The organism is Bradyrhizobium sp. USDA 3240, assembly GCF_054063295.1.
Window position 1 is genome coordinate 4222167 of record NZ_JBSSGD010000002.1, and the last position, 23860, is coordinate 4246026.

22 protein-coding genes are annotated in these 23860 nt (G+C 65.7%); 20 read left to right on the forward strand and 2 right to left on the reverse strand.

Annotation, left to right across the window (positions count from 1 at the left end):
* Positions 1-173 precede the first annotated feature (173 nt).
* The 16 genes from murJ (at position 174) to ACVIGA_RS20680 (ending at position 15309) form a co-directional block, all read left to right on the forward strand.
* A complete protein-coding gene (murJ, locus tag ACVIGA_RS20605) occupies positions 174-1712 on the forward strand; it encodes a murein biosynthesis integral membrane protein MurJ (RefSeq protein WP_456667775.1) in 1539 nt (512 codons plus the stop codon).
* A gap of 67 nt (positions 1713-1779) precedes the next feature.
* A complete protein-coding gene (trpS, locus tag ACVIGA_RS20610) occupies positions 1780-2832 on the forward strand; it encodes a tryptophan--tRNA ligase (RefSeq protein WP_223971640.1) in 1053 nt (350 codons plus the stop codon).
* A gap of 87 nt (positions 2833-2919) precedes the next feature.
* The gene (locus tag ACVIGA_RS20615) at positions 2920-3414 is read left to right on the forward strand and encodes a universal stress protein (RefSeq protein ID WP_092120638.1); all 495 of its coding nucleotides are present in this window, start codon (positions 2920-2922) and stop codon (positions 3412-3414) included.
* Between the two features lie 143 nt (positions 3415-3557).
* Positions 3558-4127, forward strand: a complete 570-nt coding sequence (locus ACVIGA_RS20620; RefSeq protein WP_456667776.1) for a NifU family protein — start codon at positions 3558-3560, stop codon at positions 4125-4127.
* A gap of 88 nt (positions 4128-4215) precedes the next feature.
* Entirely contained in the window at positions 4216-4911 is a 696-nt protein-coding gene (gene tsaB, locus ACVIGA_RS20625) for a tRNA (adenosine(37)-N6)-threonylcarbamoyltransferase complex dimerization subunit type 1 TsaB (protein ID WP_456667777.1), read from the forward strand.
* Positions 4908-5393, forward strand: coding sequence for a ribosomal protein S18-alanine N-acetyltransferase (rimI, locus tag ACVIGA_RS20630; protein WP_456667778.1), 486 nt, complete (start codon positions 4908-4910; stop codon positions 5391-5393). The genes tsaB and rimI overlap by 4 nt, the downstream gene beginning before the upstream one ends.
* A gap of 67 nt (positions 5394-5460) precedes the next feature.
* Entirely contained in the window at positions 5461-5913 is a 453-nt protein-coding gene (locus ACVIGA_RS20635) for a Fur family transcriptional regulator (RefSeq protein ID WP_092120651.1), read from the forward strand.
* Positions 5914-5918: 5 nt separating this feature from the next.
* The gene (locus ACVIGA_RS20640; RefSeq protein WP_456667779.1) at positions 5919-6602 is read left to right on the forward strand and encodes an HAD family hydrolase; all 684 of its coding nucleotides are present in this window, start codon (positions 5919-5921) and stop codon (positions 6600-6602) included.
* Positions 6603-6806: 204 nt separating this feature from the next.
* The gene (gene miaB, locus ACVIGA_RS20645; protein WP_456667780.1) at positions 6807-8195 is read left to right on the forward strand and encodes a tRNA (N6-isopentenyl adenosine(37)-C2)-methylthiotransferase MiaB; all 1389 of its coding nucleotides are present in this window, start codon (positions 6807-6809) and stop codon (positions 8193-8195) included.
* Between the two features lie 5 nt (positions 8196-8200).
* Positions 8201-9271, forward strand: a complete 1071-nt coding sequence (locus tag ACVIGA_RS20650) for a PhoH family protein (RefSeq protein ID WP_077231173.1) — start codon at positions 8201-8203, stop codon at positions 9269-9271.
* A gap of 68 nt (positions 9272-9339) precedes the next feature.
* Positions 9340-9837: an rRNA maturation RNase YbeY gene (ybeY, locus tag ACVIGA_RS20655; protein ID WP_456667781.1), complete on the forward strand. Its 498-nt coding sequence runs from the start codon at positions 9340-9342 to the stop codon at positions 9835-9837.
* Between the two features lies 1 nt (position 9838).
* Complete coding sequence (locus ACVIGA_RS20660; RefSeq protein ID WP_456667782.1) at positions 9839-10951, forward strand: hemolysin family protein; 1113 nt, start codon at positions 9839-9841, stop codon at positions 10949-10951.
* Positions 10948-12561, forward strand: coding sequence for an apolipoprotein N-acyltransferase (gene lnt, locus ACVIGA_RS20665; RefSeq protein ID WP_456667783.1), 1614 nt, complete (start codon positions 10948-10950; stop codon positions 12559-12561). Before ACVIGA_RS20660 ends, lnt begins: the two co-directional genes overlap by 4 nt.
* Positions 12562-12823: 262 nt before the next feature.
* Entirely contained in the window at positions 12824-13240 is a 417-nt protein-coding gene (locus ACVIGA_RS20670; RefSeq protein WP_021082652.1) for a helix-turn-helix domain-containing protein, read from the forward strand.
* Positions 13241-13447: 207 nt separating this feature from the next.
* Entirely contained in the window at positions 13448-14572 is a 1125-nt protein-coding gene (locus tag ACVIGA_RS20675; RefSeq protein ID WP_456667784.1) for a M20 family metallopeptidase, read from the forward strand.
* Complete coding sequence (locus ACVIGA_RS20680; RefSeq protein ID WP_456667785.1) at positions 14569-15309, forward strand: tRNA (guanine(46)-N(7))-methyltransferase TrmB; 741 nt, start codon at positions 14569-14571, stop codon at positions 15307-15309. The genes ACVIGA_RS20675 and ACVIGA_RS20680 overlap by 4 nt, the downstream gene beginning before the upstream one ends.
* Before the next feature lie 107 nt (positions 15310-15416).
* Here the strand turns inward: ACVIGA_RS20680 and ACVIGA_RS20685 are convergent, their stop codons facing one another.
* Both ACVIGA_RS20685 and ACVIGA_RS20690 read right to left on the reverse strand, forming a co-directional pair.
* Positions 15417-16259: a phytanoyl-CoA dioxygenase family protein gene (locus tag ACVIGA_RS20685; protein WP_456667786.1), complete on the reverse strand. Its 843-nt coding sequence runs from the start codon at positions 16257-16259 to the stop codon at positions 15417-15419.
* Between the two features lie 207 nt (positions 16260-16466).
* Positions 16467-17537: a DUF2336 domain-containing protein gene (locus tag ACVIGA_RS20690; protein WP_456667787.1), complete on the reverse strand. Its 1071-nt coding sequence runs from the start codon at positions 17535-17537 to the stop codon at positions 16467-16469.
* Positions 17538-17884: 347 nt separating this feature from the next.
* Here ACVIGA_RS20690 and rimP point away from each other — a divergent pair, with 347 nt between their 5' ends.
* From rimP to infB, 4 genes are all read left to right on the forward strand, one after another.
* Positions 17885-18661 (forward strand): ribosome maturation factor RimP, encoded by a 777-nt coding sequence (gene rimP, locus ACVIGA_RS20695; protein ID WP_456667788.1) that lies wholly within the window; start codon positions 17885-17887, stop codon positions 18659-18661.
* Between the two features lie 3 nt (positions 18662-18664).
* On the forward strand, positions 18665-20278 hold the full coding sequence (nusA, locus tag ACVIGA_RS20700) for a transcription termination factor NusA (protein WP_375777726.1): 1614 nt from the start codon (positions 18665-18667) through the stop codon (positions 20276-20278).
* A gap of 15 nt (positions 20279-20293) precedes the next feature.
* The gene (locus ACVIGA_RS20705; RefSeq protein WP_456667789.1) at positions 20294-20980 is read left to right on the forward strand and encodes an RNA-binding protein; all 687 of its coding nucleotides are present in this window, start codon (positions 20294-20296) and stop codon (positions 20978-20980) included.
* 109 nt (positions 20981-21089) lie between these two features.
* Positions 21090-23789 carry a translation initiation factor IF-2 gene (infB, locus tag ACVIGA_RS20710; RefSeq protein WP_456667790.1) on the forward strand — a complete coding sequence of 900 codons (2700 nt, stop codon included), beginning with the start codon at positions 21090-21092 and terminating at the stop codon, positions 23787-23789.
* Positions 23790-23860 lie beyond the last annotated feature (71 nt).

The following is a 23860-nucleotide window of genomic DNA, read 5'->3' on the forward strand; positions in this document are numbered from 1 at the left end:
TAAAGCTGCCTGTTCCCGTCATCCTGAGGTGCGAGCCTCTTGGCGAGCCTCGAAGGATGCACGGCCCGGCTCTGGCCGATTCATCCTTCGAGGCTCGCTACGCTCGCACCTCAGGATGACGGGTCTAGCAGGGCACTGCTGGCAGCAAAGCGCGCGGCTGCTATACAGGCCCCATGTTCCGCTCCTTCCTCACGGTCTCCTCGGGAACGCTGGCCTCGCGACTGCTCGGCTTCGTGCGCGATTCCGTGATCGCGGCGCTGCTCGGCGCGGGGCCGGTGGCGGATGCCTTTCTGGCGGCATTCCAGCTGGTGAATGTGGTGCGACGGCTGCTGTCCGAGGGCGGATTGAATGCCGCCCTGGTGCCGGCCTGGCTGAAGGCGCGCGACGCCGAGGGCATGGCCGCGGCCACCGCGTTTGCCGGCCGCGTGCTCGGCACCGTCAGCGCCGCCGTGATCGCGGCCGCACTGGTGATCGGCGCACTCATGCCGCTCGTGATCGCGGCGATCGCACCGGGCTTCGTCGGCCGCGATACGCTGCAACTCGCCGTCGACAACGCGAGGCTGATGCTGCCCTATCTTGCCTTCGCCGGCCCCGTCACCGTGATGATGGCGCTGCTCAACGCGCAGGGACGCTTCGCGCTGACCGCGTTCTCGCCGCTGCTGTTCAACATCGCGCTGATATCAGTGATGGCCGTGCTGCTGGCGCGGCAGCAGGAGCCGGTGCAGGCCGCGCTTGTCATGGCCGCGACGATCGGCGTCGCCGGCTTCCTGCAACTCTCGATGCTGGCGCTGCGCGGCGCAAAACTCGCCGCTCCGCTCCGCCTCTCCTTCGATCCCGAGATGCGCGGCTTTCTCGGCCGCGCGGTCCCCGGCATGGTGGCGAGCAGCGCGCCGCAATGGCTTGTCGTAGCGGGCGCGGTGATCGCGTCGACCTCGCCATCGGCGGTGTCCTGGCTCTATTTCGCCAACCGCCTGCTCGAGCTGCCGCTCGGCATTGTCGGCGTCGCAATGGGCACGGTGCTGATCCCGGAGATGACGCGCGCGGTGCGCAGCGGCGAGCATGCCGCGATCGCGCATGCGGAATCGCGTGGGCTCGAACTCGCGGTCGGGCTGGCGCTGCCCGCAACGCTTGGCCTGATGGTGCTGAGCGAGCCGATCGTACGGATGCTGTTCGAGCATGGCGCGTTCACTGCGGAGGATTCCGCGGCAACCGCGCAAGCCCTGATCTGGCTGACGCTGGCTTTACCGGCACACGTGCTGGTGAAGGCACTGTCGCCGGCGTTCTTCGCGCGCGAGGACACGCTGACGCCGCTGTTTGCGACGCTGAAGGCCATCGTGGTCGCAATCGCCGCGGCCTTCCTGCTCGGCCATATGTTCGGCGCGAGCGGAATCGCCGCCGGCATCGCGCTCGGCGCCTGGAGCAATGCGCTGGCGCTGATCCGCAAGGGCGCTACGACCTTCGGCTTTTCGATCGATGCGGAGGCGCGCCGCCGGCTGCCACGCATCCTGGCCGCAGCGCTCGCGATGGGCGGCCTGTTGTGGCTCGCGGAAGGCGCGCTGCCGGCCGCCGGCCGCCACGGTTTCGTGCAGGCGGCCTCCCTTCTCGTGCTGATCGCCGCCGGCATCGCCGGTTACGGGCTGTTCTTGCAGCTTTTCGGCGTCACCGGCTGGCGACAGGCGGTTAACGCCGTCAGGCAAAGGCGCCCTGCCTGACTTGCGCGCGCAGGGCTTAAGTGGCAAACGACCCGGCAAAAGCAGCCCTATTTCCGGGAATTAGACCATGGCGTTCGTTGAACGGGTTTTCTCAGGCGTCCAGCCGACGGGCAATCTGCACCTCGGCAACTATCTCGGCGCCATCGTCAACTTCGTGAAGATGCAGCAGACCCATAATTGCATCTATTGCGTCGTCGACATGCACGCGATCACGCAGGGCGTCGAGGTCTGGGGCGGCCCGGCCGAGCTGGCGCGCAACACCCGCGAGGTGACCGCGGCCTTCATCGCCTCGGGCATCGATGCCAAGAAGCACATCGTGTTCAACCAGAGCCAGATCGCCGGCCATGCCGAGCTGACCTGGATCTTCAACTGCGTCGCGCGCATCGGCTGGCTGAACCGCATGACGCAGTTCAAGGAGAAGGCCGGCAAGGACCGCGAGAACGCCTCCGTCGGCCTCTACGACTATCCGGTGCTGATGGCTGCCGACATCCTGCTGTACCGCGCCACCCATGTGCCTGTAGGCGAGGACCAGAAGCAGCATCTGGAGCTGTCCCGCGACATCGCGCAGAAGTTCAACAACGACTTCGGCGATTCGATCCGTGGCCATGGCTTTGCCGACGGCCTGTTCTTCCCGCAGCCCGAGCCGCTGATCACCGGGCCTGCGACGCGGGTGATGAGCCTGCGCGACGGCACCAAGAAGATGTCGAAGTCGGATGCGTCGGACAATTCGCGCATCAACCTCACCGACGACGCCGACACCATTGCGCAGAAGATCCGCAAGGCGAAGACCGATCCGGAGCCGCTGCCGTCGGAGGAAAAGGGTCTCGAGACCCGCCCCGAGGCCGACAATTTGGTAGGCATCTACGCGGCGCTCGCCGGCGTCTCCAAGCAGGAGGTGCTGACGCAGTTCGGCGGCGGGCAGTTCTCCAGCTTCAAGAACGCGCTGGTCGAGGTTTGCGTCGCAAAACTGGCGCCGATCGCCTCCGAGATGAAGAAGCTGGTCGCCGATCCCGGCCATGTCGATTCGATCCTGATCGACGGCGCCAACCGCGCCCGCGGCATCGCCGATGAGACCATGCGCCTCACCAAGGACATCGTCGGCTTCATCCGCCCGCGCTGACATCACCGGCAGACCTGCGCGCTCCCTCTCCCCAACAGGGAGGGAGTGTGGCAGCATGGGTTGGTTTGGTTCAGCACCGGGACATGCATGACCGCCCAGCGACGAAGCTACGAGACAGGTCACAAGCCGAAATGCCTCGTCATCGTTGACGACACCGCGGAATGGGACCGCGCGGTCTATTACGCCAGCCGGTGGGCGATCAGGGTCGGCGGCGGCGTCCTGATGCTGCGGGTGATCGAGACCGAGGACCAGAACCAGCAATGGCTGGGGGTCGCCGATATCATGCGCGCCGAGGCCGAGGAAGCCGCCAATGAGGCGCTCGACCGCGCCGCCGGCCGCGCCAACGGGATCGCCGCGATCACCCCGGAGCGGGTGATTCGCGAGGGCGACCCGACCGAGCAGATCCTCGACGTGATCGACAAGGACGTCGACATCGCGATGCTGGTACTGGCCGCCAATCCGGGCGCCGAGGGGCCCGGGCCGATCATCACCACCATGGCCAAGACCATGGGGGCGTTCCCGATCCCGGTGACCATCGTGCCCGGCGGCCTGACCGACGCCGAGATCGACGCTCTGTCCTAGCGTTATCGGGCCTCGAAGCCGCTCCAGAGCATGGATTGAGGCCTGGAACCGCGGTTTTGCAGCTTGATCGCAGGCTTTTTAATTGCCATCTGGTAGGGGAACTCAACGCGCCGGCCTTGAACCGGCGACGCCGGAGACAGCAAATGTTCATTCAGACCGAAGCCACGCCCAATCCCGCCACCCTGAAATTCATCCCGGGCCGCGCCGTGCTCGACAGCGGCACCCTGGAATTCTCCTCAGTCGAGACCGCCGCGCGATCGCCGCTCGCCGAACGGCTGTTCGCCGTATCAGGCGTCACCGGCGTGTTCTACGGCGCCGACTTCATCACCGTGACCAAAGCGGACGGCGACTGGCAGCACCTCAAACCCGCGATCCTCGGCGCCATCATGGAGCACTACATGTCCGGCGCGCCGCTGCTCGCCGACGGCACCGCTGCCAGCGACGACGCCCGCGACGAGGAGGACGAGTTCTTCGACGAGGCGGACGCCGAGACGGTCGAGCAGATCAAGGACCTGATCGAGACCCGCGTGCGTCCGGCAGTTGCCAATGACGGCGGCGACATCACCTTCCGCGGCTTCAAGGACGGCATCGTCTATCTCAACATGAAGGGCTCCTGCGCCGGCTGCCCGTCATCCACCGCGACCCTGCAACACGGCATCCAGAACCTGCTGCGGCACTTCGTGCCCGACGTGCAGGAAGTCCGGCCGATGTGATGGAGCGGCGAATGGCGCATGGCGGATCGCGAACAGCGTTCTCCTCGAATTCCCTGTCCGCCATTTCGTATTCGCCATTCGCCCTCCCATGATCATTCTCGCGATCGATACGGCGCTCGACGCCTGCTCTGCGGCGGTGCTCGACACCGACTCCGGCAATACCATCGCCATCGAATCGCAGGCGATGCAGCGCGGCCATGCCGAGGCGCTGATGCCGCTGATCGCGCGGGTGATGAAAGAAAGCGGCGTCGGCTTTGCCGGGCTTGACCGCATCGCCGTCACCACCGGCCCCGGCAGTTTCACCGGCCTGCGCGTCGGGCTCTCGGCGGCGCGCGGCCTCGCACTATCAGCGGAAAAGCCGGTGGTCGGGCTGTCGACGCTCGCCGCCTTCGCCGCGCCGGTAGTCGCTGAGAATGCCGCACCCCCAATCCTGTCGGCGATCGATGCGCGGCACGATCACGTCTATTTCCAGCTGGTCGGCGGCGACGGCAGCCTGATGCTCAAGCCGAAGGTTGCGCCGATCGCGGAAGCGCTCGAGGCCGCACAGTTCGGCGCGCTGCATCTGGTCGGCAACGCCGCCAATATCCTCGCCGAGCGCTGGCCCGCGGATGCCGCTCCGCCGGTCAAGGTCGACAGGCAGCCCGCACCCGACATCATTTGGGTCGCCTGGGTCGGCGCCGCGGTGGATCCCGACACGGCGCCGCCGCGTCCGTTCTATCTGCGCGCACCCGACGCGAAGCCGCCGAAGGATCGCCTGGTCATCAGCGCGCCGCCATCGACATGACCGGCTGGCTGTCGCGATGGTGGGGCGGCGGTCCGCCCGCGGTCGAGCCCGCATCCTTGCGCGATGCGGCGCGGCTCGCGCAATTGCACGGCGCGTCGTTTCATCGCGGCTGGGGCGAAGGCGAGTTCGAGGCGATGCTGACCGAGCGCAACACGCTGGTGCACCGGCTGCGGCAGGGCCGCAGGGTGATCGGCTTCGCCGTCTCGCGGATGGCGGCGGACGAAGCGGAAATCCTGTCGATTGCGATCGATTTCAATCAGCGCGGGCGCGGCCTGTCGCGCGACCTGCTGCTGACCCATCTCGGCCATCTTGCCGGCCGCGGCATCCGCACCATCTTCCTCGAAGTGGAAGAGAACAATCAGCCGGCGCGGCGGCTTTACGAAAGGGCCGGATTCGGCGTGATCGGCCGCCGCGAACGCTATTACAAGCAGCCCGGTGGGGAACATTTGAACGCGCTTCTGATGCGGCGCGACTTGTCGTAACATCGGCGCGATGGCAGAAGACCCCCCGCTCTGTCACCCAAGGTTTGAAGAATACGGCCCGAAACCCATGACCACGGTGAAAATTCCGCCTGCGCATAAAAATACCGGCATCGAGGCGCGCTGCGCCGCGACCGGCATGCGCATGACCGAACAGCGCCGCGTGATCGCGCGGGTGCTGGCGGAAGCCATGGATCATCCCGATGTCGAGGAACTCTACCGCCGCTGCGTGGCGGTCGACGACAAGATCTCGATCTCGACGGTCTATCGCACCGTCAAGCTGTTCGAGGATGCCGGCATCATCGAGCGTCACGACTTCCGCGAGGGCCGCGCGCGCTACGAGCAAATGCCCGAGAGCCATCACGACCATCTGATCAATCTGCGCGACGGCAAGGTGATCGAGTTCACCTCCGAGGAAATCGAGAAGCTGCAGGCCGAGATCGCGCGCAAGCTCGGCTACAAGCTGGTCGATCACCGTCTCGAGCTCTATTGCGTGCCGCTCGACGACGACAGCAAGTCGTAAACCGGGTGAGCTTCGACCTCGTCATCTTCGATTGCGACGGCGTGCTTGTCGACAGCGAGGTGATCTCCTGTCGCGCGCATGCGGACACGCTGACGCGGCACGGCTTTCCGATCACGCCAGACGGCGTGCTGAAGCGTTTCCTCGGCGTGTCCGACCGCGAGGCGCGGCGGATCGTCGAAAGCGAGATCGGCCGCGCGCTGCCCGACTCTTTCGAGGCCGAGGTCAAGCACGCGACGCTCAGTCTCTATGCCGACGATCTCAGCGCCATCGCGCATGTCGGCGAAGCGATATCAGCGCTTACCTTGCCGAAATGCGTGGCGTCCAGCGGCACGCCGGAAAAGATCCATCACGGCCTGACCTGCGCCGGGCTCTACGACCAGCTTGCGCCGCATATTTTCTCCGCCACCCAGGTCAAGCACGGCAAGCCGGCGCCCGATCTCTTCCTGTTCGCGGCCACCCAGATGGGCACCGCCCCGGCGCGCTGTGTCGTGATTGAGGACAGCGTGGCCGGCGTCACCGGCGCCCGCGCTGCCGGGATGACCGTGCTCGGCTTTTACGGCGGCAGCCACTGCACGGCGGAACATGAGAACACACTGCGCCAGGCCGGCGCGGCCTTAACCTTCGCAGATATGCGCCAATTGCCCGATTTGATCGCTAGAATTGGGGCTGACATCCAGATCGCCGACTGAGCCCACTCCGTCATTCCGGGGCGCGACCGAAGGGAGCGACCCCGGAATCTCGAGATTCCCCAGGGCGCAATTGCGCCCCTGAGGTTCGATGCTGGCGCATCGCCCCGGAATGACGGGTTGGAACGCTGGATTTTCCCCGGTTTAGGCCTTATTTGAGCAAAGGCGCCCTGATGGCGCCGTTTCCATTTCCGCATTCAGGGTTCCATGACGACGCCGCGCAAGCTGCACATCAAGTCCTATGGCTGCCAGATGAACGTCTACGATGCGCAGCGCATGGTGGACACGCTGGCCGGCGAGGGCTTTGTCGAGACCGCGAGCGCCGAAGACGCCGACCTCGTGATCCTCAACACCTGCCACATCCGCGAGAAGGCGTCGGAAAAGGTCTATTCCGAACTCGGCCGGCTGCGCGTCGCCAAGGATGAGGCCGCGCGGGCGGGCCGCGAGATGAAGATCGCCGTCGCCGGCTGCGTCGCGCAGGCCGAAGGCGCCGAGATCATCCATCGTGCGCCGACCGTCGACATCGTGGTCGGGCCGCAGAGCTATCACCATCTGCCTGCGCTGCTGAAACGCGCCCGGGAAAATGGCCGCGCGCTCGAAACCGAATTCCCGGTCGAGGACAAGTTCGGCTTCCTTCCGCAGCCGAAGCCGGATGCGATCCGCGCCCGCGGCATCTCCGCCTTCGTCACGGTGCAGGAAGGTTGCGACAAGTTCTGCACCTTCTGCGTGGTGCCCTACACGCGCGGCACGGAAGTCTCGCGTCCGGTCGCGAAGATCATCGACGACGTGAAGCAGCTCGCCGACAACGGCGTGCGCGAATTCACGCTGATCGGGCAGAACGTCAACGCCTATCACGGCGAAGGCCCCGATGGCCGCGTCTGGCCGCTCGGCAAATTGCTGCAGCGGCTCGCCGAGATTCCTGAGGTCATGCGGCTGCGCTATTCCACCAGCCATCCGCGCGACGTCGACGACAGCCTGATCGCCGCGCATCGCGATTTGCCCGAACTGATGCCGTTCGTGCACCTGCCGGTGCAATCGGGGGCGGACCGGATCCTGGCCGCCATGAACCGCAAGCATACCGCCGATGACTACCGGCGCGTCATCGACCGGTTCCGTGCCGCGCGGCAAGACATTGCTTTTTCATCAGATTTTATCGTGGGCTTCCCCGGCGAGACCGGGGAAGAATTTTCCGCCACTCTCGCGCTTGTCACGCAAATCGGGTACGCTGCGGCGTATTCATTCAAGTATTCGCCTCGGCCAGGCACGCCGGCGGCGGAGATGCGGGAGACGGTGTCAGCAGCCGAGATGGACGAGCGCTTGGGGCGGCTTCAGGAATTGATCGACAGCCAGCAATCGGCCTTCAACCGGGCTGCGATTGGCACAACGGTCGATGTGCTGTTCGAGCGCGCCGCACGCAATCCGGGCCAGATCGTCGGCCGGACCGCCTATCTGCAGCCCGCCCACGTGATGGCATCGCCTGACATCATCGGCCAGATCCTCCCGGTGAGGATCGACAGCCTCGAGCGCTACAGCCTGATCGGCGAGCTCGCCACGCAATCCGCACCGGGCCTCATTTCGCAGACCATTGGAGCCTGAAATCCTTGCCCAAAAGCGCATCGGATTCGTCTTCGTTAGCTCCCAGCCGCAAACCTGACCGCGACATGCAAATGCCACCTGAGACCCGGCCGCCTGAAACTCAGGTCGTCATCGATTTCGACGACAACCGTGCCGCATCGGCGCTGGTCGGCCCCTACGGACAGAATCTGGCGCTGATCGAGCGGCGGCTCGGCGTCGTGGTCGATTCCCGCGGCAACCATCTCACCATCGCAGGCTCCCGGGACGGCTGCGATGCGGCACGGCGCGTGCTCGAAACCCTCTACGCGCAGGCCGTCGAAGGGCACGACCTCGATCAGGGCGAAGTCGAAGGCGCGATCCGCGCCGTAATCGCGCAGGGCTCGCTGTTCGAATTCGACAACAAGACCGCCAAGCCGACCTTTGAAACGATCAATCTGCGCAAGCGTCCGGTACGCGCCCGCACCGCTGCGCAGGATTCCTACATCCGCGCGCTGAAGCGGCATGAGCTGGTGTTCGGCATCGGCCCGGCCGGCACGGGCAAGACCTGGCTCGCAGTCGCCCACGCAGCACAATTGTTCGAGCGCAAGGAAGTCGATCGCATCATCCTGACGCGGCCCGCGGTCGAGGCCGGCGAGCGGCTCGGCTTCCTGCCCGGCGACCTCAAGGAAAAGGTCGATCCGTATCTGCGCCCGATCTACGATGCGCTGTACGATCTGATGGATGCCCGCGTCGTCGAACGCGCGCTGCAGGGCAACGAGATCGAGATCGCACCGCTCGCCTTCATGCGCGGCCGAACCCTGACCAACGCCGCCATCATCCTCGACGAGGCGCAGAACACCACGACGATGCAGATGAAGATGTTCCTGACGCGTCTCGGCGAAAACAGCCGGATGATCGTCACCGGCGACCCGTCGCAGGTCGACCTGCCGCACGGCCAGGCTTCGGGGCTCACCGAAGCCGTGAAGCTGCTCGACGGCGTCGAGGGCATCGCGCAGGTACATTTCAAGGCCGAGGACGTCATCCGCCATGAATTGGTGGCGCGCATTGTGGCCGCCTATGAGGGATTGCCGCAAAAGCCGGCAAACGCCAGATCTTGAGACCAATAGCTTCGGCCGCGAGCCCGCGCGATGCGGGTTCCGGCCATAACGCAGATTTTGAAACCAACGTGTCTGCTTTTCCTGCAACCGAGGTTCTCGTCACCGCCGACTGCTGGCAGGCCGAGCCCGATGCCGACGCGGTGATTCACCGCGCGATCGAGGCCGCCGCCGCAATCGCCGACGCCGATGTCGCGGATGCCGAGCTTGCGGTGATGCTGACCGACGACGCCGGGATCCGCACACTGAACGCCAACTGGCGCAGCGTCGATAAGCCGACCAACGTGCTGTCGTTTCCGGCGCTGCAGCCGGAAGGCGCCGGCGGACCCGACGATGCCCCGCGCATGCTCGGCGATATCGCGATCGCCTATCAGACGACGCGGCGGGAAGCCGATGAAGAACAGAAACCGTTCGACCATCATTTGAGCCATCTCGCGGTGCATGGCTTCCTGCATCTGATCGGGTACGACCACGAGAACGACGACGATGCCGAGGACATGGAGGCGCTCGAGCGCGAGATCCTCGCCTCCCTCGGCATTCCCGACCCCTATGCGGATCGGATCGCCTGACATGCCGGATTCCGACCCGACCCATGACAATCCGCGCAACGTGAGCAACCTGCCCGCCGTCGTGCACGACGGCGAGGTGCAGCGCCCGGCGGCCGAAGGCTGGCTGGTGCGCGCGATCCGCACGCTGTTCGGCTGGAAGGCCGGCTCGGTACGCGACGATCTGCAGGTGGTGCTCGACGCCTCGACGCCCGACGATGTCGGCTTCTCGGCGATCGAGCGCACCATGCTGCGCAACATCCTGTCGCTGAACGAGCGGCGGATCGCCGACGTCATGATCCATCGCGCCGACATCGTCGCGGTCAAGCGTGACATCCCGCTCGGCGAATTGATGAGCCTGTTCGAGAGCGCTGCGCATTCGCGGCTCGTCGTCTACAACGAAACCCTCGACGACCCTGAGGGCATGGTGCACATCCGCGACCTGCTCGCCTTTATGACCGCGAAGGCGCGCGTCACCGACACGACCAAGACGAAGCGCAAGAAGCCGTTCCCGGCCGGACTCGATCTGCGCACGGTCGATCTCGCACTGCCGCTGGCGGATGCTCATATCATCCGCAAGCTGCTCTACATCCCGCCGTCGATGCGCGCGATCGACCTGCTAGCGCAGATGCAGGCCTCGCGCATCCATCTCGCGCTGGTGGTCGACGAATATGGCGGCACCGATGGGCTGGTGTCGATCGAGGATATCGTCGAGCAGATCGTCGGCGAGATCGACGACGAGCACGATTCCGACGAGCCGCCGTCCATTGTCCGCCAGCCGGACAACTCCTTTATCGCCGACGCGCGCGCCAGCCTCGACGATGTCCGTTCGGTGATCGGCGAGGACTTCGTCACCGGCGAGGCCGGCGAGGAGGTCGAGACGCTGGGCGGCTATCTGGTGTCGTTCGTCGGCCGCCTGCCGGTGCGCGGCGAGGTGATTTCCGGTCCGGGCAATTACGAGGTCGAGGTGCTCGACGCCGATCCGCGTCGGGTCAAGCGCGTGCGGGTCACGACACGCAAGGAACGGCCGGCGCCGCGCAAGGAGCGCGAGCGGCGCCGCGAGCAGGCACCGGATTCCGGCACCCCGCAGGCGAATGACAACCTGCCGCCGCCCGGCGAGGGAGCCGGTCCGCAGTGAGGCTCTCCGACAAGCTCCGATCGATCGGCCTCGCCGTCATCCTGACCTGGGGATGGAAGCGCGTCGTGCTCGCGCTCGCGGCGGGCGCCTTGTCCTCGCTGGCGATGGCGCCGTTCAACGCCTGGCCGGTGCTGTTTCTGACCTTTTCGATCGCGGTCTGGCTGATCGACGGAAGCGCTGCGGGACGCTGGCGCGGCGTACCCGCCGCAGCGCTGTCCGGCTTCTGGTTCGGCCTCGGCTATTTCGTGCCGGGGCTGTACTGGATCGGTTACGCCTTCTTCGTCGATGCAGACACCTTCGCCTGGCTGACGCCGTTCGCCGTGCTCGGCCTGCCCGCCTATCTCGCATTGTTCACGGCCTTCGGCTTCGCGCTGGCACGGCTGATCTGGCCGCGCGACGCCTCGCGCGTGCTGGCGCTGGCGGTTGGCTTGACGATTTCGGAATGGCTGCGCGGCCATCTGCTCAGCGGCTTTCCGTGGAATGCATTCGGCTACGCGCTGACCGAGCCGCTGGCACTGGCCCAGACCGCGTCGCTGATCGGGCTGTGGGGCATGACGTTCCTGGCGGTTGCGATCTTCGCAAGTCCGGCCGTGCTGATCGACGGCGCCTCGCGCGGCCGCAAGCCATGGCGCACGCCGGTGGTCGCGGTGCTGGTGCTCGCCGCGATGCTGGCGTTCGGCGCGGTGCGCCTCTCGCAACAGCCGACCAGCATGGTCAGCGGCGTCAAGCTGCGCATCATGCAGCCCGATCTGCAGCAGGACGCCAAATTCAACTACTCCGCCAAGGCGGCGGTGATGCAGAAATATCTCACTCTGTCGGATCGCGCGTCCGGGCCGCACTCCACCGGCGTGAGCGACTCCACCATCCTGATCTGGCCGGAATCCGCGTTTCCGTTCTTCCTGACCAAGGAAGCCGATGCGATGGCGCAGATCGCCGATCTGCTGCCGAAGGGAACCGTGCTGATCACCGGCTCGGTGCGCGCACCGGATCTGCCGCCCGGTGTCCGCGTCACGCGCGCGTATAATTCGATCTATGTCATCGACCATGATGGCAGCGTGCTTGCGGTCTACGACAAGCTGCACCTTGTCCCATTCGGAGAATATCTGCCGTTCCAGGACTGGATGGAGAAGCTCGGCTTCGTCCAGCTCACCAAGGTGCAGGGCGGCTTCATTCCCGGCACGATCCGCCGCACGCTCGATATTCCGAATGCGCCGCGCGCGCTGCCCTTGATCTGCTATGAGGCGATCTTCCCCGGCAACGTCGTGAGCCGCGACGACCGCCCCGGCTGGATCATCAACGTCACCAATGACGGCTGGTTCGGAATCTCGACCGGCCCCTATCAGCATCTGCAGCAGGCCCGGCTGCGCTCGATCGAGGAAGGCCTGCCGATGGTGCGCGCCGCGAATACGGGCATCTCGGCCATCATCGACCCGCTCGGGCGGATCGTCGCCCAGCTCGGGCTCGGCATCGAAGGCGTGCTCGATGCCGGCCTGCCGACGGCCATCGCGCCGACGATCTACGCGCGTGTCGGCAACATCCCCGCCGCTGTGATTGTGTTAGTTGCCCTCGCAATCGTCTTGCGGAGGCGTTTTGTCAGGCGAAAGACCTGATGGCGCTTATCGCCGGTTGTCACACGAACCCGAAAAAGTGTCGAAATTTACCTCAGTGTGATTCCACCTGTTGACAGATCGACCGTGCACTTCGCATTGTACGGGTCCACGCGAAATCACAAGCCAAGTCAGCCCCTTTGCGCAAATTGTCCGCATTTCGTCCCGGTCCTCCTTGCAGGATTTGACGGCACCGGCGCCTGAGGCATACTCCACGTCCAACTTGCCTCACCCCCCGGGCGCGCAATCCCTTAGGAGAGTTGGAATGTCCACCAAAGCGCCCAATCCTGTTGACAAATATGTCGGCAGCCGCGTCCGAATGCGACGCATCATGCTCGGCATGAGCCAGGAAAAACTGGGCGAGGCGTTAGGCCTGACGTTCCAGCAGGTGCAGAAATACGAGAAGGGCACCAACCGTGTCGGCGCCAGCCGGCTGCAGCAGATCTCCGAAATCCTGCAGGTGCCGGTCTCTTTCCTGTTCGACGGCGGCCCGAGCGGCGTCAAGACCGCTGACGGCTTCAGCGAGGGCTCCTCACCGGCCTATGTGTCCGATTTTCTGGCAACCGCCGAAGGCCTGGCCCTGACCCGCGCGTTCACGCGGATCGCGGACGCCAAGCTCCGCCGCAGCATCGTCGAGCTGGTCGAGCAGATCGCAGCGCGCGAGGCGGCCGAGCAGGTCTGATCCGGCCATATCCGTTTGAGAGATCGTCAAATCTGGAATATGTCATTCCGGCATGCGTTAAGGCGTGGCGAGTTCCGATCGAATCTCGTCGCGCTTTAGCTCCTTGATACAGCATGATCTTTCCGGAAAACCGCGCCACGCTTTTCGGGATCACGTTTCGGCGCGTGCGCTGAATGACAAAGCAAATTCACAGGCGACGACAACAGCATGTCCAGCAACCCGTTCGAAACCGCTGCCATCCTTGACGGCATTCGCCGTTGGGTCGAAATCGAATCTCCGACGGAGCGGCCGGACCAGGTCAACAAACTGGCTGATCTCGTCGCGTCAGGCTATCGCGACCTGCCGGCCACCGTCGACCGCGTTGCGGGACGCGACGGCTGCGGCGATCACCTGGTGACGCGTTCGTCCTGGGGGCAGGACGCGCCGGGCATTCTGGTGTTGAGCCATCTCGACACAGTTCATCCGATGGGATTCATCGAACGGTTACCATTCAAGATCGAAGGCGACAGTGCGTTCGGCCCGGGCATCTACGACATGAAGGGCGGCGCTTATCTCGCCTATCATGCATTCCGGCAGATTTGCGCCGATGACGCGCGCCCGCCGCTCGGCATCACCCAGCTCTACGTCTCGGACGAGGAAATCGGCAGCCCGACCTCGCGAGCACTGATCGAGGCCGAGGGCCGCAAGGCCAAATACGTGCTGGTGACCGAGCCGGCGCGCGACGGCGGCAAGATCGTCACCGGACGCAAAGGCGTCGCGCGCTTCGACGTCCACATCAAGGGCGCGCCGGCTCACGCCGGCACCCGCCCCGAGGATGGCCGCAGCGCGATCCGGGAACTCGGCCATGTGATCCTGGCGCTGGAGGCGATGAACGATCTCAAGCGCGGCGTCACCGTCAATGTCGGCGTGGTCCGCGGCGGCACCAAGCCGAACGTGATCGCCGAAGAGGCCTATGCCGAAGTCGACATGCGCGTGCCGACCATGGCCGATGCCGACGAGCTGGTGCCGAAGATCCTCGGCATCACCTCGCGCACCGACGGCGTCACCGTGAAGGTGACCGGCGAATTGAACCGTCCGCCCTATGAGAAGAGCAATGCCGGCGCCGCGCTCTACGAACACGCCAGGGAGCTTGCAGGCGAACTCGGCTTCGAGCTGATCGATGTGTTCACCGGCGGCGGCTCCGACGGCAATTTCACCGCGCCGCATACCGCAACCCTCGACGGCCTCGGCGTCGACGGCAAGGGCGCGCATACCCATTACGAGCAGCTCTACATCTCGTCGATCGAGCCGCGCGCGCGACTGCTCTACCGGCTCTATCAGACGCTGCGATGACCACGGCTCCGAACGACAGCGGCGATCGCGATTCGTCCGACGATGGCGCGATGGCGCATTCGCGCGGCTCGTTCTTCGGGCGGCGCAAGGGCCACAAGCTGCGCGCGCACCAGGCCGACCTGATCGACACTCTGCTGCCGCACCTTTCGCTCGACATCGCGGCGCCCGCGCCCGAGGCGCTGACCGAGCTGTTCGATGACGGCATCGCGAATGTCAGGCTCGAGATCGGCTTCGGCGGCGGCGAGCATTTGATCGCGGAAGCGCAGGCATTTCCGGCGACCGGCTTCATCGGCTGCGAGCCCTATGTCAACGGGATGGCCAAGATCCTGACCCAGATCGAGGCCCTGAATATCGGCAATATCCGCCTGTTCGCCGGCGACGCCGCCGAGCTGCTGGCCTGGGCGCCGACGCGCTCGCTGGCGCGCATCGACTTGATTCATCCCGATCCCTGGCCGAAGCGGCGGCACTGGAAGCGGCGCTTCGTGCAGGATGCAACGGTCGCGGCGATGAGCCGGCTGCTGCCGCCGGGCGGCGAATTCCGCTTCGTCAGCGACATCGACGATTACTGCGCCTGGACGCTTGCACATCTGATGCGCTCACCCGACTTCGCCTGGCTCGCCGAGCGCGCGATCGACTGGCAGCAGCCGTGGCCGAACTACACCATGACGCGCTACGGCGCCAAGGCCGAGCGCGAAGGCCGCAAGGCGGCGTATCTGAGGTTTCGGCGATTGGCCTAAGTCGTCATTCCGGGGCGATGCGTTAGCATCGAACCCGGTAATCTCGAGGTTCCCCGATGCGCAATTGCGCATCTGAGGTTCGCTTCGCGCCCCGGAACGACGTGCCCTCATCCCTGCCCCGCCATCCGCGCCTTCCTGACGTCGGTTGCTTCCCAGACCATGCGCTTGCCACGCTCGCGACCGAGCAGCTCGATCGGATCGTGATTGTCGATGTGGCCGAACTGGCCCTTGTAGACGCTGTAGCCGCACAATTCCTGCAGGCGGCGCGGAAAGCGGGCCGCAGTCTCGCGCGGAATGCCGAGTTGCAGATTCTCTTGCTGGCGCATCCAGCCCCAGCAATAGGCGCAAGAAAACGCAAAGCGCCTGGCGTCGCTGGTGTTGGCGCCGCCGCCATGCCACAGCGCGCTGTCGAACAGCATCACGCTGCCGGCCGGCATAGTCGCGGTGACCGCGTCGTAATCCTTGCCGTATTCCGGCGACGAATCGAATGTGTGGCTGCGCGGAATGATCCGCGTCGCGCCGTTGTCGTCGCGGAAATCGGACAGCGCCCAGATCGCATTGATCGTGATCGGAATATGCGGCCGCGGCAGCGGGATCAACTGGGTGTCTTCGTGGATCGGCTGCGCCTCCTGGCCGGGGCCGAGCACCAGCGAGCAGAACGACGACAGCAGGCATTCCCTGTCCAGCACGCGCTCGACCACCGGCAGCACGTTCTCATGCAGCGGCACCTCCCAGAACAGATCGTCATAGGTCAGAAGATTGTTGATGCGCAGCGTCTTGAAGCCCTCGAACGACGTCCTGGCAGGTGCGAGATTGTGCTCGCTCTCGATTCGCAGCACCGCGTTCTTCAATCCCTCGACCAGGTCCGGCGAGGCGGCGCGTTCGATCACGGTATATCCGTCATCGCGGATCCGCTCGGCGTGCGATTGGATGTCGGCGTCCGTCAGCATGGCGATCTCCCCGTTGGCGCTGTGTCGCGCCTTGCGGAAAGCATAGCTGCCAGATCTGAGTTTGGGGGTCTTTTTATGGTCCCGTCACCCTGAGGAGCGCGGAACGCGCGTCTCGAAGGGTCGACGGCCACCGGCCGGGCCGTGCATCCTTCGAGGCTCGCTCCGCTCGCACCTCAGGATGACGGGTTTGAGCGTTGGCGCTCGACCTTAGCGCGACTTCCAGAAATCCACGACGCGCTGCGCGGTCGACGGCATCAGGCGGACGAAATTCACGCGCGCGCCTTCGATATCGGCCGGCGATGGCACGCGGTTCGGCCCGAGCCGCATCAGGATCAGGGCGCGCACGGTCGGCCATTCGAAGCCGATCGTCTTGCTGGCGATCAGGATCGGATCGTAACGATCGCCGGAGATCAGGCGATCGAGCGTGACGATCTTCACGCCGGTCAGCGCCGCGAGCGCCGCCACGCATTCCTCATATTTGAAGGCCTTTGCGAAGCCTGCCACCGCGGCCTCATTCAATTCGCCGGCGCGATGCAATGCCAGGATCGTGCGCTGCGCAGCAGCGAAGTCGCGGCCCTCGACCTGCACGACGCCGCCTTCGATCTCGTTCAGCGCCAGCTTGATCTCGGCCTGCCGTTCCGGCTTGGCGACGATCTGCAACCGGCGGCGGATCACGTCGATCGAGCCGGCCAGCAGGCTCTTCAGATGCACGGGCGGAAGATCGTCACGGCGGCCGATCCGCAAGGTCAGCACGCCATCCTGACCGGCGCGCCGCACCAGCGTCGTGAAGGAGGCGTCAGAAAACGCGGCACCCGCATTGCCGGCCGCGCTTCGGATCACATCGCGATCCCCGCGACGCACGATGACGTCGGTCAGCGCGGTCGAGAGCCGGGACCGCTCGGCCATCGCCAGCAGATGGCCCTGGCCCTTGGCATTGGCAATCTCGACCAGCACCTTTTCGTCAATCACCGGCGAGCGGCGCAGCACCGGCCCCGCGATCGCGACCTCGTCCTCGCGGGCGAGTTGTCCGACCAGATGGCGCGGCGCGTTGGCGAGCGGCGCGAGCCGTTCGGCGAGATCGATCCGCGCAGCCAGCTCGGCATGCGGCACCAGACTGGTCAGCACCCCGTCGAACAGGTCGACATGGTCCGGGTGGAAGCCCGCGGCGCCCTGCAGGAACAGCTCGCCGAGCCGCCTCGCGGCCTCGGCGCGGCGCTTGGGGTCGCCACGGCGAACGATGTCGTCGAGTTCCGGGATCAGCGCGGGGGCTGTCGTCATGAGCCTTGTCCAACCGGCGGCTTCTGCCGATTTTCGGCAATCTATGGCCCCGTTCGTAAACGGAGGGTTAGGTCAAACCTGCACCCTCCAAGCCGCGAAATCGCCTCCAGCCTGATATGGAGGCCTTGCCGGACCCCGGCAAAAGGGCTATATCCACCGCAACTTATGGTATCTCATACGATCGCGTAGGAGAGTGGGCCCCCCGGGACCCGCTCTTTTTTATTACCTGGCGGGACCCAGCAAGGCCGGGTCCAGTTTAGGTAGCGTTAGCGACCCCTTAAGGCCACCTGAACAACACAACAGACCTCAGACAACCGATAGAACCTAGACAGCCTTTGACACTGGATATGACCGATCCGACCGCCACGCCCGTGGACACCGAACTGCTCGCCGAGCCGCGGCTCGTCGTCGAGCCCGGGGTCGCGGCGCGCGTCGCCGCGGTCGCGGTCCCGGTGCTGCAGGGCATGGGCTATCGCCTGGTGCGCATCAAGGTTTCGGGCGACTCCGGCTGCACCGTGCAGATCATGGCGGAGCGCCCCGACGGCTCGATGCAGCTCGAGGATTGCGAGGCGATCTCGCGCGCGCTGTCGCCGGTGCTCGATGTCGCCGACCCGATCGAGCGCGCCTACCGGCTGGAAATCTCCTCGCCCGGAATCGATCGGCCGCTGGTGCGCCGCTCCGACTTCGAGCGCTACACCGGGCATCTGGTCAAGATCGAGATGGCGGTGGCACATCAGGGCCGCAAGCGGTTCCGCGGCCTGCTCGCCGGCGTCGAAGGCAATGCGGTGCGCATCAAGCGCGATGATCCGCGTCCGACCGAGGATGCCGAAGTCCTCCTAGTGATGGAGGACATTTCGGACGCACGGCTGGTGCTGACCGACGAGCTGATCGAGGAATCGATGCGCCGCGGCAAGGCCGCCGAGCGCGAGCTGCGCCGCGAGCTCGGCCTCGCGCCGCCGCCACCGGCCCACGCCAAGAAGAGCGATCCCGCGAAGAGTCAGAAGCCGAAACCCAAGCCTGCTCTCAAGCCCGGCACCAAGCCGGCGCCGACCAACACCAAAAAGCACCGCCTGGCCGCCGAACGTGCGCGCCGTGGCGAGATCGATCCATTCGAAGGAGACTAAGCCATGGCAGTCAGCGCCAACAAACTCGAACTGCTGCAGATCGCAGACGCAGTTGCGCGCGAAAAGTCGATCGATCGCTCCATCGTGATCGCGGCGATGGAAGATGCCATCGCCAAGGCGGCGCGTGCCCGTTACGGCAGCGAGACCGACGTCCATGCCGAGATCGACGCCAAGAAGGGCGAGCTTCGTCTGACCCGCCACATGCTGGTGGTCGAGGTCGTCGAGAACTCGTCGAACCAGATTTCGCTGCACGATGCGCAGCGCGCCAATCCCGGCGCCCAGGTCGGCGACACCATCGCCGACACGCTGCCGCCGCTGGAATATGGCCGCATCGCCGCGCAGTCCGCCAAGCAGGTGATCGTGCAGAAGGTGCGCGAGGCCGAGCGCGACCGGCAGTACCAGGAATTCAAGGACCGCATCGGCGACATCGTCAACGGCATCGTCAAGCGCGTCGAATACGGCAGCGTGATCGTCGATCTCGGCCGTGGCGAAGCGATCGTGCGCCGCGACGAGATGCTGCCGCGCGAAGTGTTCCGCAACGGCGACCGCGTCCGCGCTTACATCTTCGACGTCCGCCGCGAGACCCGCGGTCCGCAGATTTTCCTGTCGCGCACCCATCCGCAGTTCATGGCGAAGCTGTTCGCGCAGGAAGTGCCCGAGATCTATGACGGCATCGTCGAGATCAAGGCGGTCGCCCGCGATCCCGGCTCGCGCGCCAAGATCGGCGTGATCTCTCGCGATTCCTCGGTCGACCCGGTCGGCGCCTGCGTCGGCATGCGCGGCTCGCGCGTGCAGGCCGTGGTGAACGAGCTGCAGGGCGAGAAGATCGACATCATTCCGTGGTCGCCCGACATCGCGACCTTCGTCGTCAACGCGCTGGCGCCGGCTGAAGTCGCCAAGGTCGTGATCGACGAGGACCGCGAGCGCATCGAGGTCGTGGTTCCCGACACCAACAACCAGCTGTCGCTGGCGATCGGCCGCCGCGGCCAGAACGTCCGGCTCGCCTCGCAGCTGACCGGCTGGGACATCGACATCCTGACCGAGCAGGAAGAGTCGGAGCGCCGCCAGGCCGACTTCGAGAACTCGACCCGCGTGTTCATGGAAGCGCTCAATGTCGACGAGGTGGTCGGCCAGCTGCTCGCCTCCGAAGGCTTCACCTCGGTCGAGGAACTCGCGCTGGTCGATGTCAAGGAACTCGCCGGTATCGAAGGTTTCGACGAGGAGACCGCCACCGAGCTGCAGACCCGCGCCCGCGAATATCTGGAGCAGCTCGAGGCTGAACTCGAGGCCAAGCGCAAGGAACTCGGCGTCGAGGACGCGATGAAGGACGTGCCCGGCGTCACCGGCAAGATGCTGGTGAAGCTCGGCGAGAACGACGTGAAGACCGTCGAGGATCTGGCCGGCTGCGCCACCGACGATCTGGTCGGCTGGACCGAGCGCAAGGAAGGCGGCGAGCCGACCAAGCATGCCGGGTTCCTCGATGGCATCGAGGTCTCGCGCGACGAAGCCGAGGCGATGATCATGCAGGCCCGTGTGAAGGCCGGCTGGATCACCGAAGCCGACCTTGCCAAGCCTGCTGAGGAGGCCGAGGCCGCCGAAGCAGAAGCGGCGTCGTAAGGAGATGCCCCACGGATGCTTGCTCAGGTTGACCCCGATCTCGACGATGGACCGCGGACGCAGAAGTCCGCGACCACGCGGATGTGCGCGGTCAGCCGCGAGGTGCGTCCGATCGACGAATTGATCCGGTTCGTCATCGCGCCCACGGGCGAGGTGATCCCGGATCTCAAGCGCAAGCTGCCGGGCCGCGGACTATGGGTTTCCGCATCGCGGCGCAGCGTTGCGGAAGCGGTCCGCCGTCACCAATTTAGCAAGGGATTCAAGCGCGATGTCCGCGTCTCGCCGACCCTTCCCGCCGACACCGACGCCCTCCTGATCCGCAGCGTCACCGAGGCCCTGGCGATGGCCGCCAAGGCCGGTCAGGTCGTTTCGGGCTTCGGCAAGGTCGAGGACGCACTCAACCGGAACGAAACTGCAGCCCTGATCCACGCTTCGGACGGCGCAGCGGACGGAATCCGCAAATTGGACGCGATCGTCAGGCAAAGGGGCGAAAAACGTGGTGAATCGCCGGTAATCGCCATCGTCAATGTTTTGACGTCGGAAGAATTGGATTTGGCACTTGGGCGGTCAAATGTGATACATGCTGCGCTGCTCGCGGGCCCGGCGAGCAAGACGTTCCTGTCGCGCTGCCAGATGCTGGTCCGATACCGGATGGCCGACGACGACAAGACCGCCGAAGCGGCCAGAAATTCCAGAGCCTGATCCAGGAAGGCGGACGCCGTCTTTCCGACCGGATCATGCTCAGCAAAAGACGAGCCTTGAAAACGATTTGTGCGGAAGCGCACAGCGAAAACGAGATTAGGACTGCTGAATGGTTGATACCAAGACCCCTGGCGACAAGACTCTGAGTGTCCCGAGCAAGACGTTGTCGCTGAAGCCGCGCGTCGAGACGGGCACCGTGCGCCAGAGCTTCAGCCACGGCCGGACCAAGCAGGTCGTGGTCGAGAAACGCGGCAAGCGTCGCGTCGGTGGCGATGGCCCCGGCGAGACGCATGCGCCGGAACCCGTGGTTGCAAAGCCTGTGGCGCCGGCCCCCAGGCCGCCGCAGGGCCGCCCCTCGGGCCCGCCTCCTGGCCAGCAACGCAACACCCGCTCCGGCGTGGTGCTGCCGACCTTGACTGAAGACGAGCGTTCCGCGCGTGCCAGCGCGCTGGCCGACGCCCGTCAGCGCGACATCGAGGAACGCCGCCAGGCCGAAGAGGAAGCCAAGCGCCGCGCCGTCCGCGAGGCTGCCGAGAAGGTCGAGCGCGAGGCCGCCGAGGCCCGCCGCAAGGCGGAAGAGGAACGCCACCGCCACGAGGAAGAGGCCAAGCGCAAGGCGGAAGTCGAGGCCAAGCGCCGCTTCGGCGAGGGCGAGGCCAAGCCCGGCACGCCGGCCGCCGCCGCACCGGCCAGGCCGGCCGCAACCGCGACCGCATCCGCTGCTCCGGCAGCCCGGGCGCCGGCAGCCCGCACGACGACCACGACGCCTGCGCGCCCGCCGATCATCGCGCCGAGGCCTCCGGGAGTCGCTGCAGAGGCGGACGAAGACGAAGGTCCGCGCCTGGTGCGCCGCCCCGGTGGCGCCGTGCGTCCCGTTGCGGCCCCGAAGACCACCCAGAAGCCCGGCCCGCAGAAGCAGCGCGGACGCCTCACGGTCGTCACAGCGCTCACCGCCGACGACGTCCGCGAGCGCTCGATCGCCTCGTTCCGCCGCCGTACCCAGCGCCTGAAGGGTCACGCCGCGAACGAGCAGAAGGAAAAGCTGATCCGCGAAGTCGTCATTCCGGAAGCGATCACGATCCAGGAACTCGCGAACCGCATGTCGGAGCGCGCGGTCGACGTCATCCGCATGCTGATGAAGCAGGGCGCGATGCACAAGATCACCGACGTGATCGACGCCGACACGGCGCAGCTGATCGCCGAAGAACTCGGCCATAGCGTCAAGCGCGTCGCCGCGTCCGACGTTGAGGAAGGCCTGTTCGACGTCGTCGACGATTCCACCGATACCGAGCCGCGTTCGCCAGTGGTCACCGTCATGGGTCACGTCGACCACGGCAAGACCTCGCTGCTCGACGCGCTGCGCCACGCCAACGTGGTGTCGGGCGAAGCCGGCGGTATCACCCAGCACATCGGTGCCTATCAGGTGACTTCGCCGGAAAGCGGCAAGAAGATCACCTTCATCGACACGCCCGGCCACGCCGCGTTCACCGCGATGCGCGCCCGCGGCGCCAAGGTCACCGACATCGTCGTGCTGGTGGTTGCGGCCGATGACGGCGTGATGCCGCAGACGATCGAGGCGATCAACCACGCCAAGGCGGCCAAGGTGCCGATGATCGTGGCGATCAACAAGATCGACAAGCCCGATGCACGGCCGGAGCGCGTGCGCACCGAATTGCTGCAGTACGAGGTGCAGGTCGAATCGCTCGGCGGCGACGTCGTCGACGTCGAGGTCTCGGCCAAGAACAAGACCAATCTCGACCGGTTGCTCGAGATGATCGCGCTGCAGGCCGAAATCCTCGACCTGAAGACCAATTCGCAGCGTCCGGCGGAAGGCACCGTGATCGAAGCCAAGCTCGATCGTGGCCGCGGTCCGGTTGCGACCGTGCTGGTGCAGCGCGGCACGCTGCGGATCGGCGACATCATCGTGGCCGGCGCCGAGATGGGCCGCGTCCGCGCCTTGATCTCCGACCAGGGCGAGAATCTCGACGAGGCCGGCCCGTCCGTGCCGGTCGAGGTGCTCGGCTTCAACGGTCCGCCGGAAGCCGGCGACCGTCTCGCCGTCGTCGAGAACGAAGCCCGTGCCCGTCAGGTCACGAGCTACCGCGCGCACCAGAAGCGCGAGAACGCGGCTGCCTCGATCTCCGGCATGCGCGGCTCGCTCGAGCAGATGATGTCGCAGCTCAAGACCGCGGGCCGCAAGGAGTTCCCGCTGATCGTCAAGGCCGACGTGCAGGGCTCGCTGGAAGCGATCCTGGGCTCGCTCGAGAAGCTCGGCACCGACGAAGTCGCCGCCCGCATCCTGCATGCCGGCGTCGGCGGCATCTCGGAGTCCGACGTCACGCTGGCGGAAGGCTTCAACGCCGCGATCATCGGCTTCTCGGTCCGCGCCAACAAGGAAGCCGCGGCCGCAGCCAAGCGCAACGGCATCGAGATCCGCTACTACAACATCATCTACGATCTCGTGGATGACATCAAAAAGGCGATGTCCGGCCTGCTCGCGCCCACGCTGCGCGAAACCATGCTGGGCAACGCGCAGATCCTGGAAGTGTTCAACATTTCCAAGGTCGGCAAGGTCGCGGGTTGCCGCGTCACCGACGGCACCGTGGAACGCGGCGCCAATGTTCGCCTGATCCGCGACAACGTCGTGGTGCACGAAGGCAAGCTGTCGACACTGAAGCGCTTCAAGGATGAAGTGAAGGAAGTGGTCTCCGGCCAGGAATGTGGCATGGCATTTGAGAACTACGGCGACATGCGTGTCGGCGACGTGATCGAATGTTACCGCATCGAGACGATCCAGCGCTCTCTGTAAGTCCAAATCTTACGAAGAGCCTGGGTCCATTTAACTGAAAATGCGACGACGTGGCCGGACTTTAGTCCGGC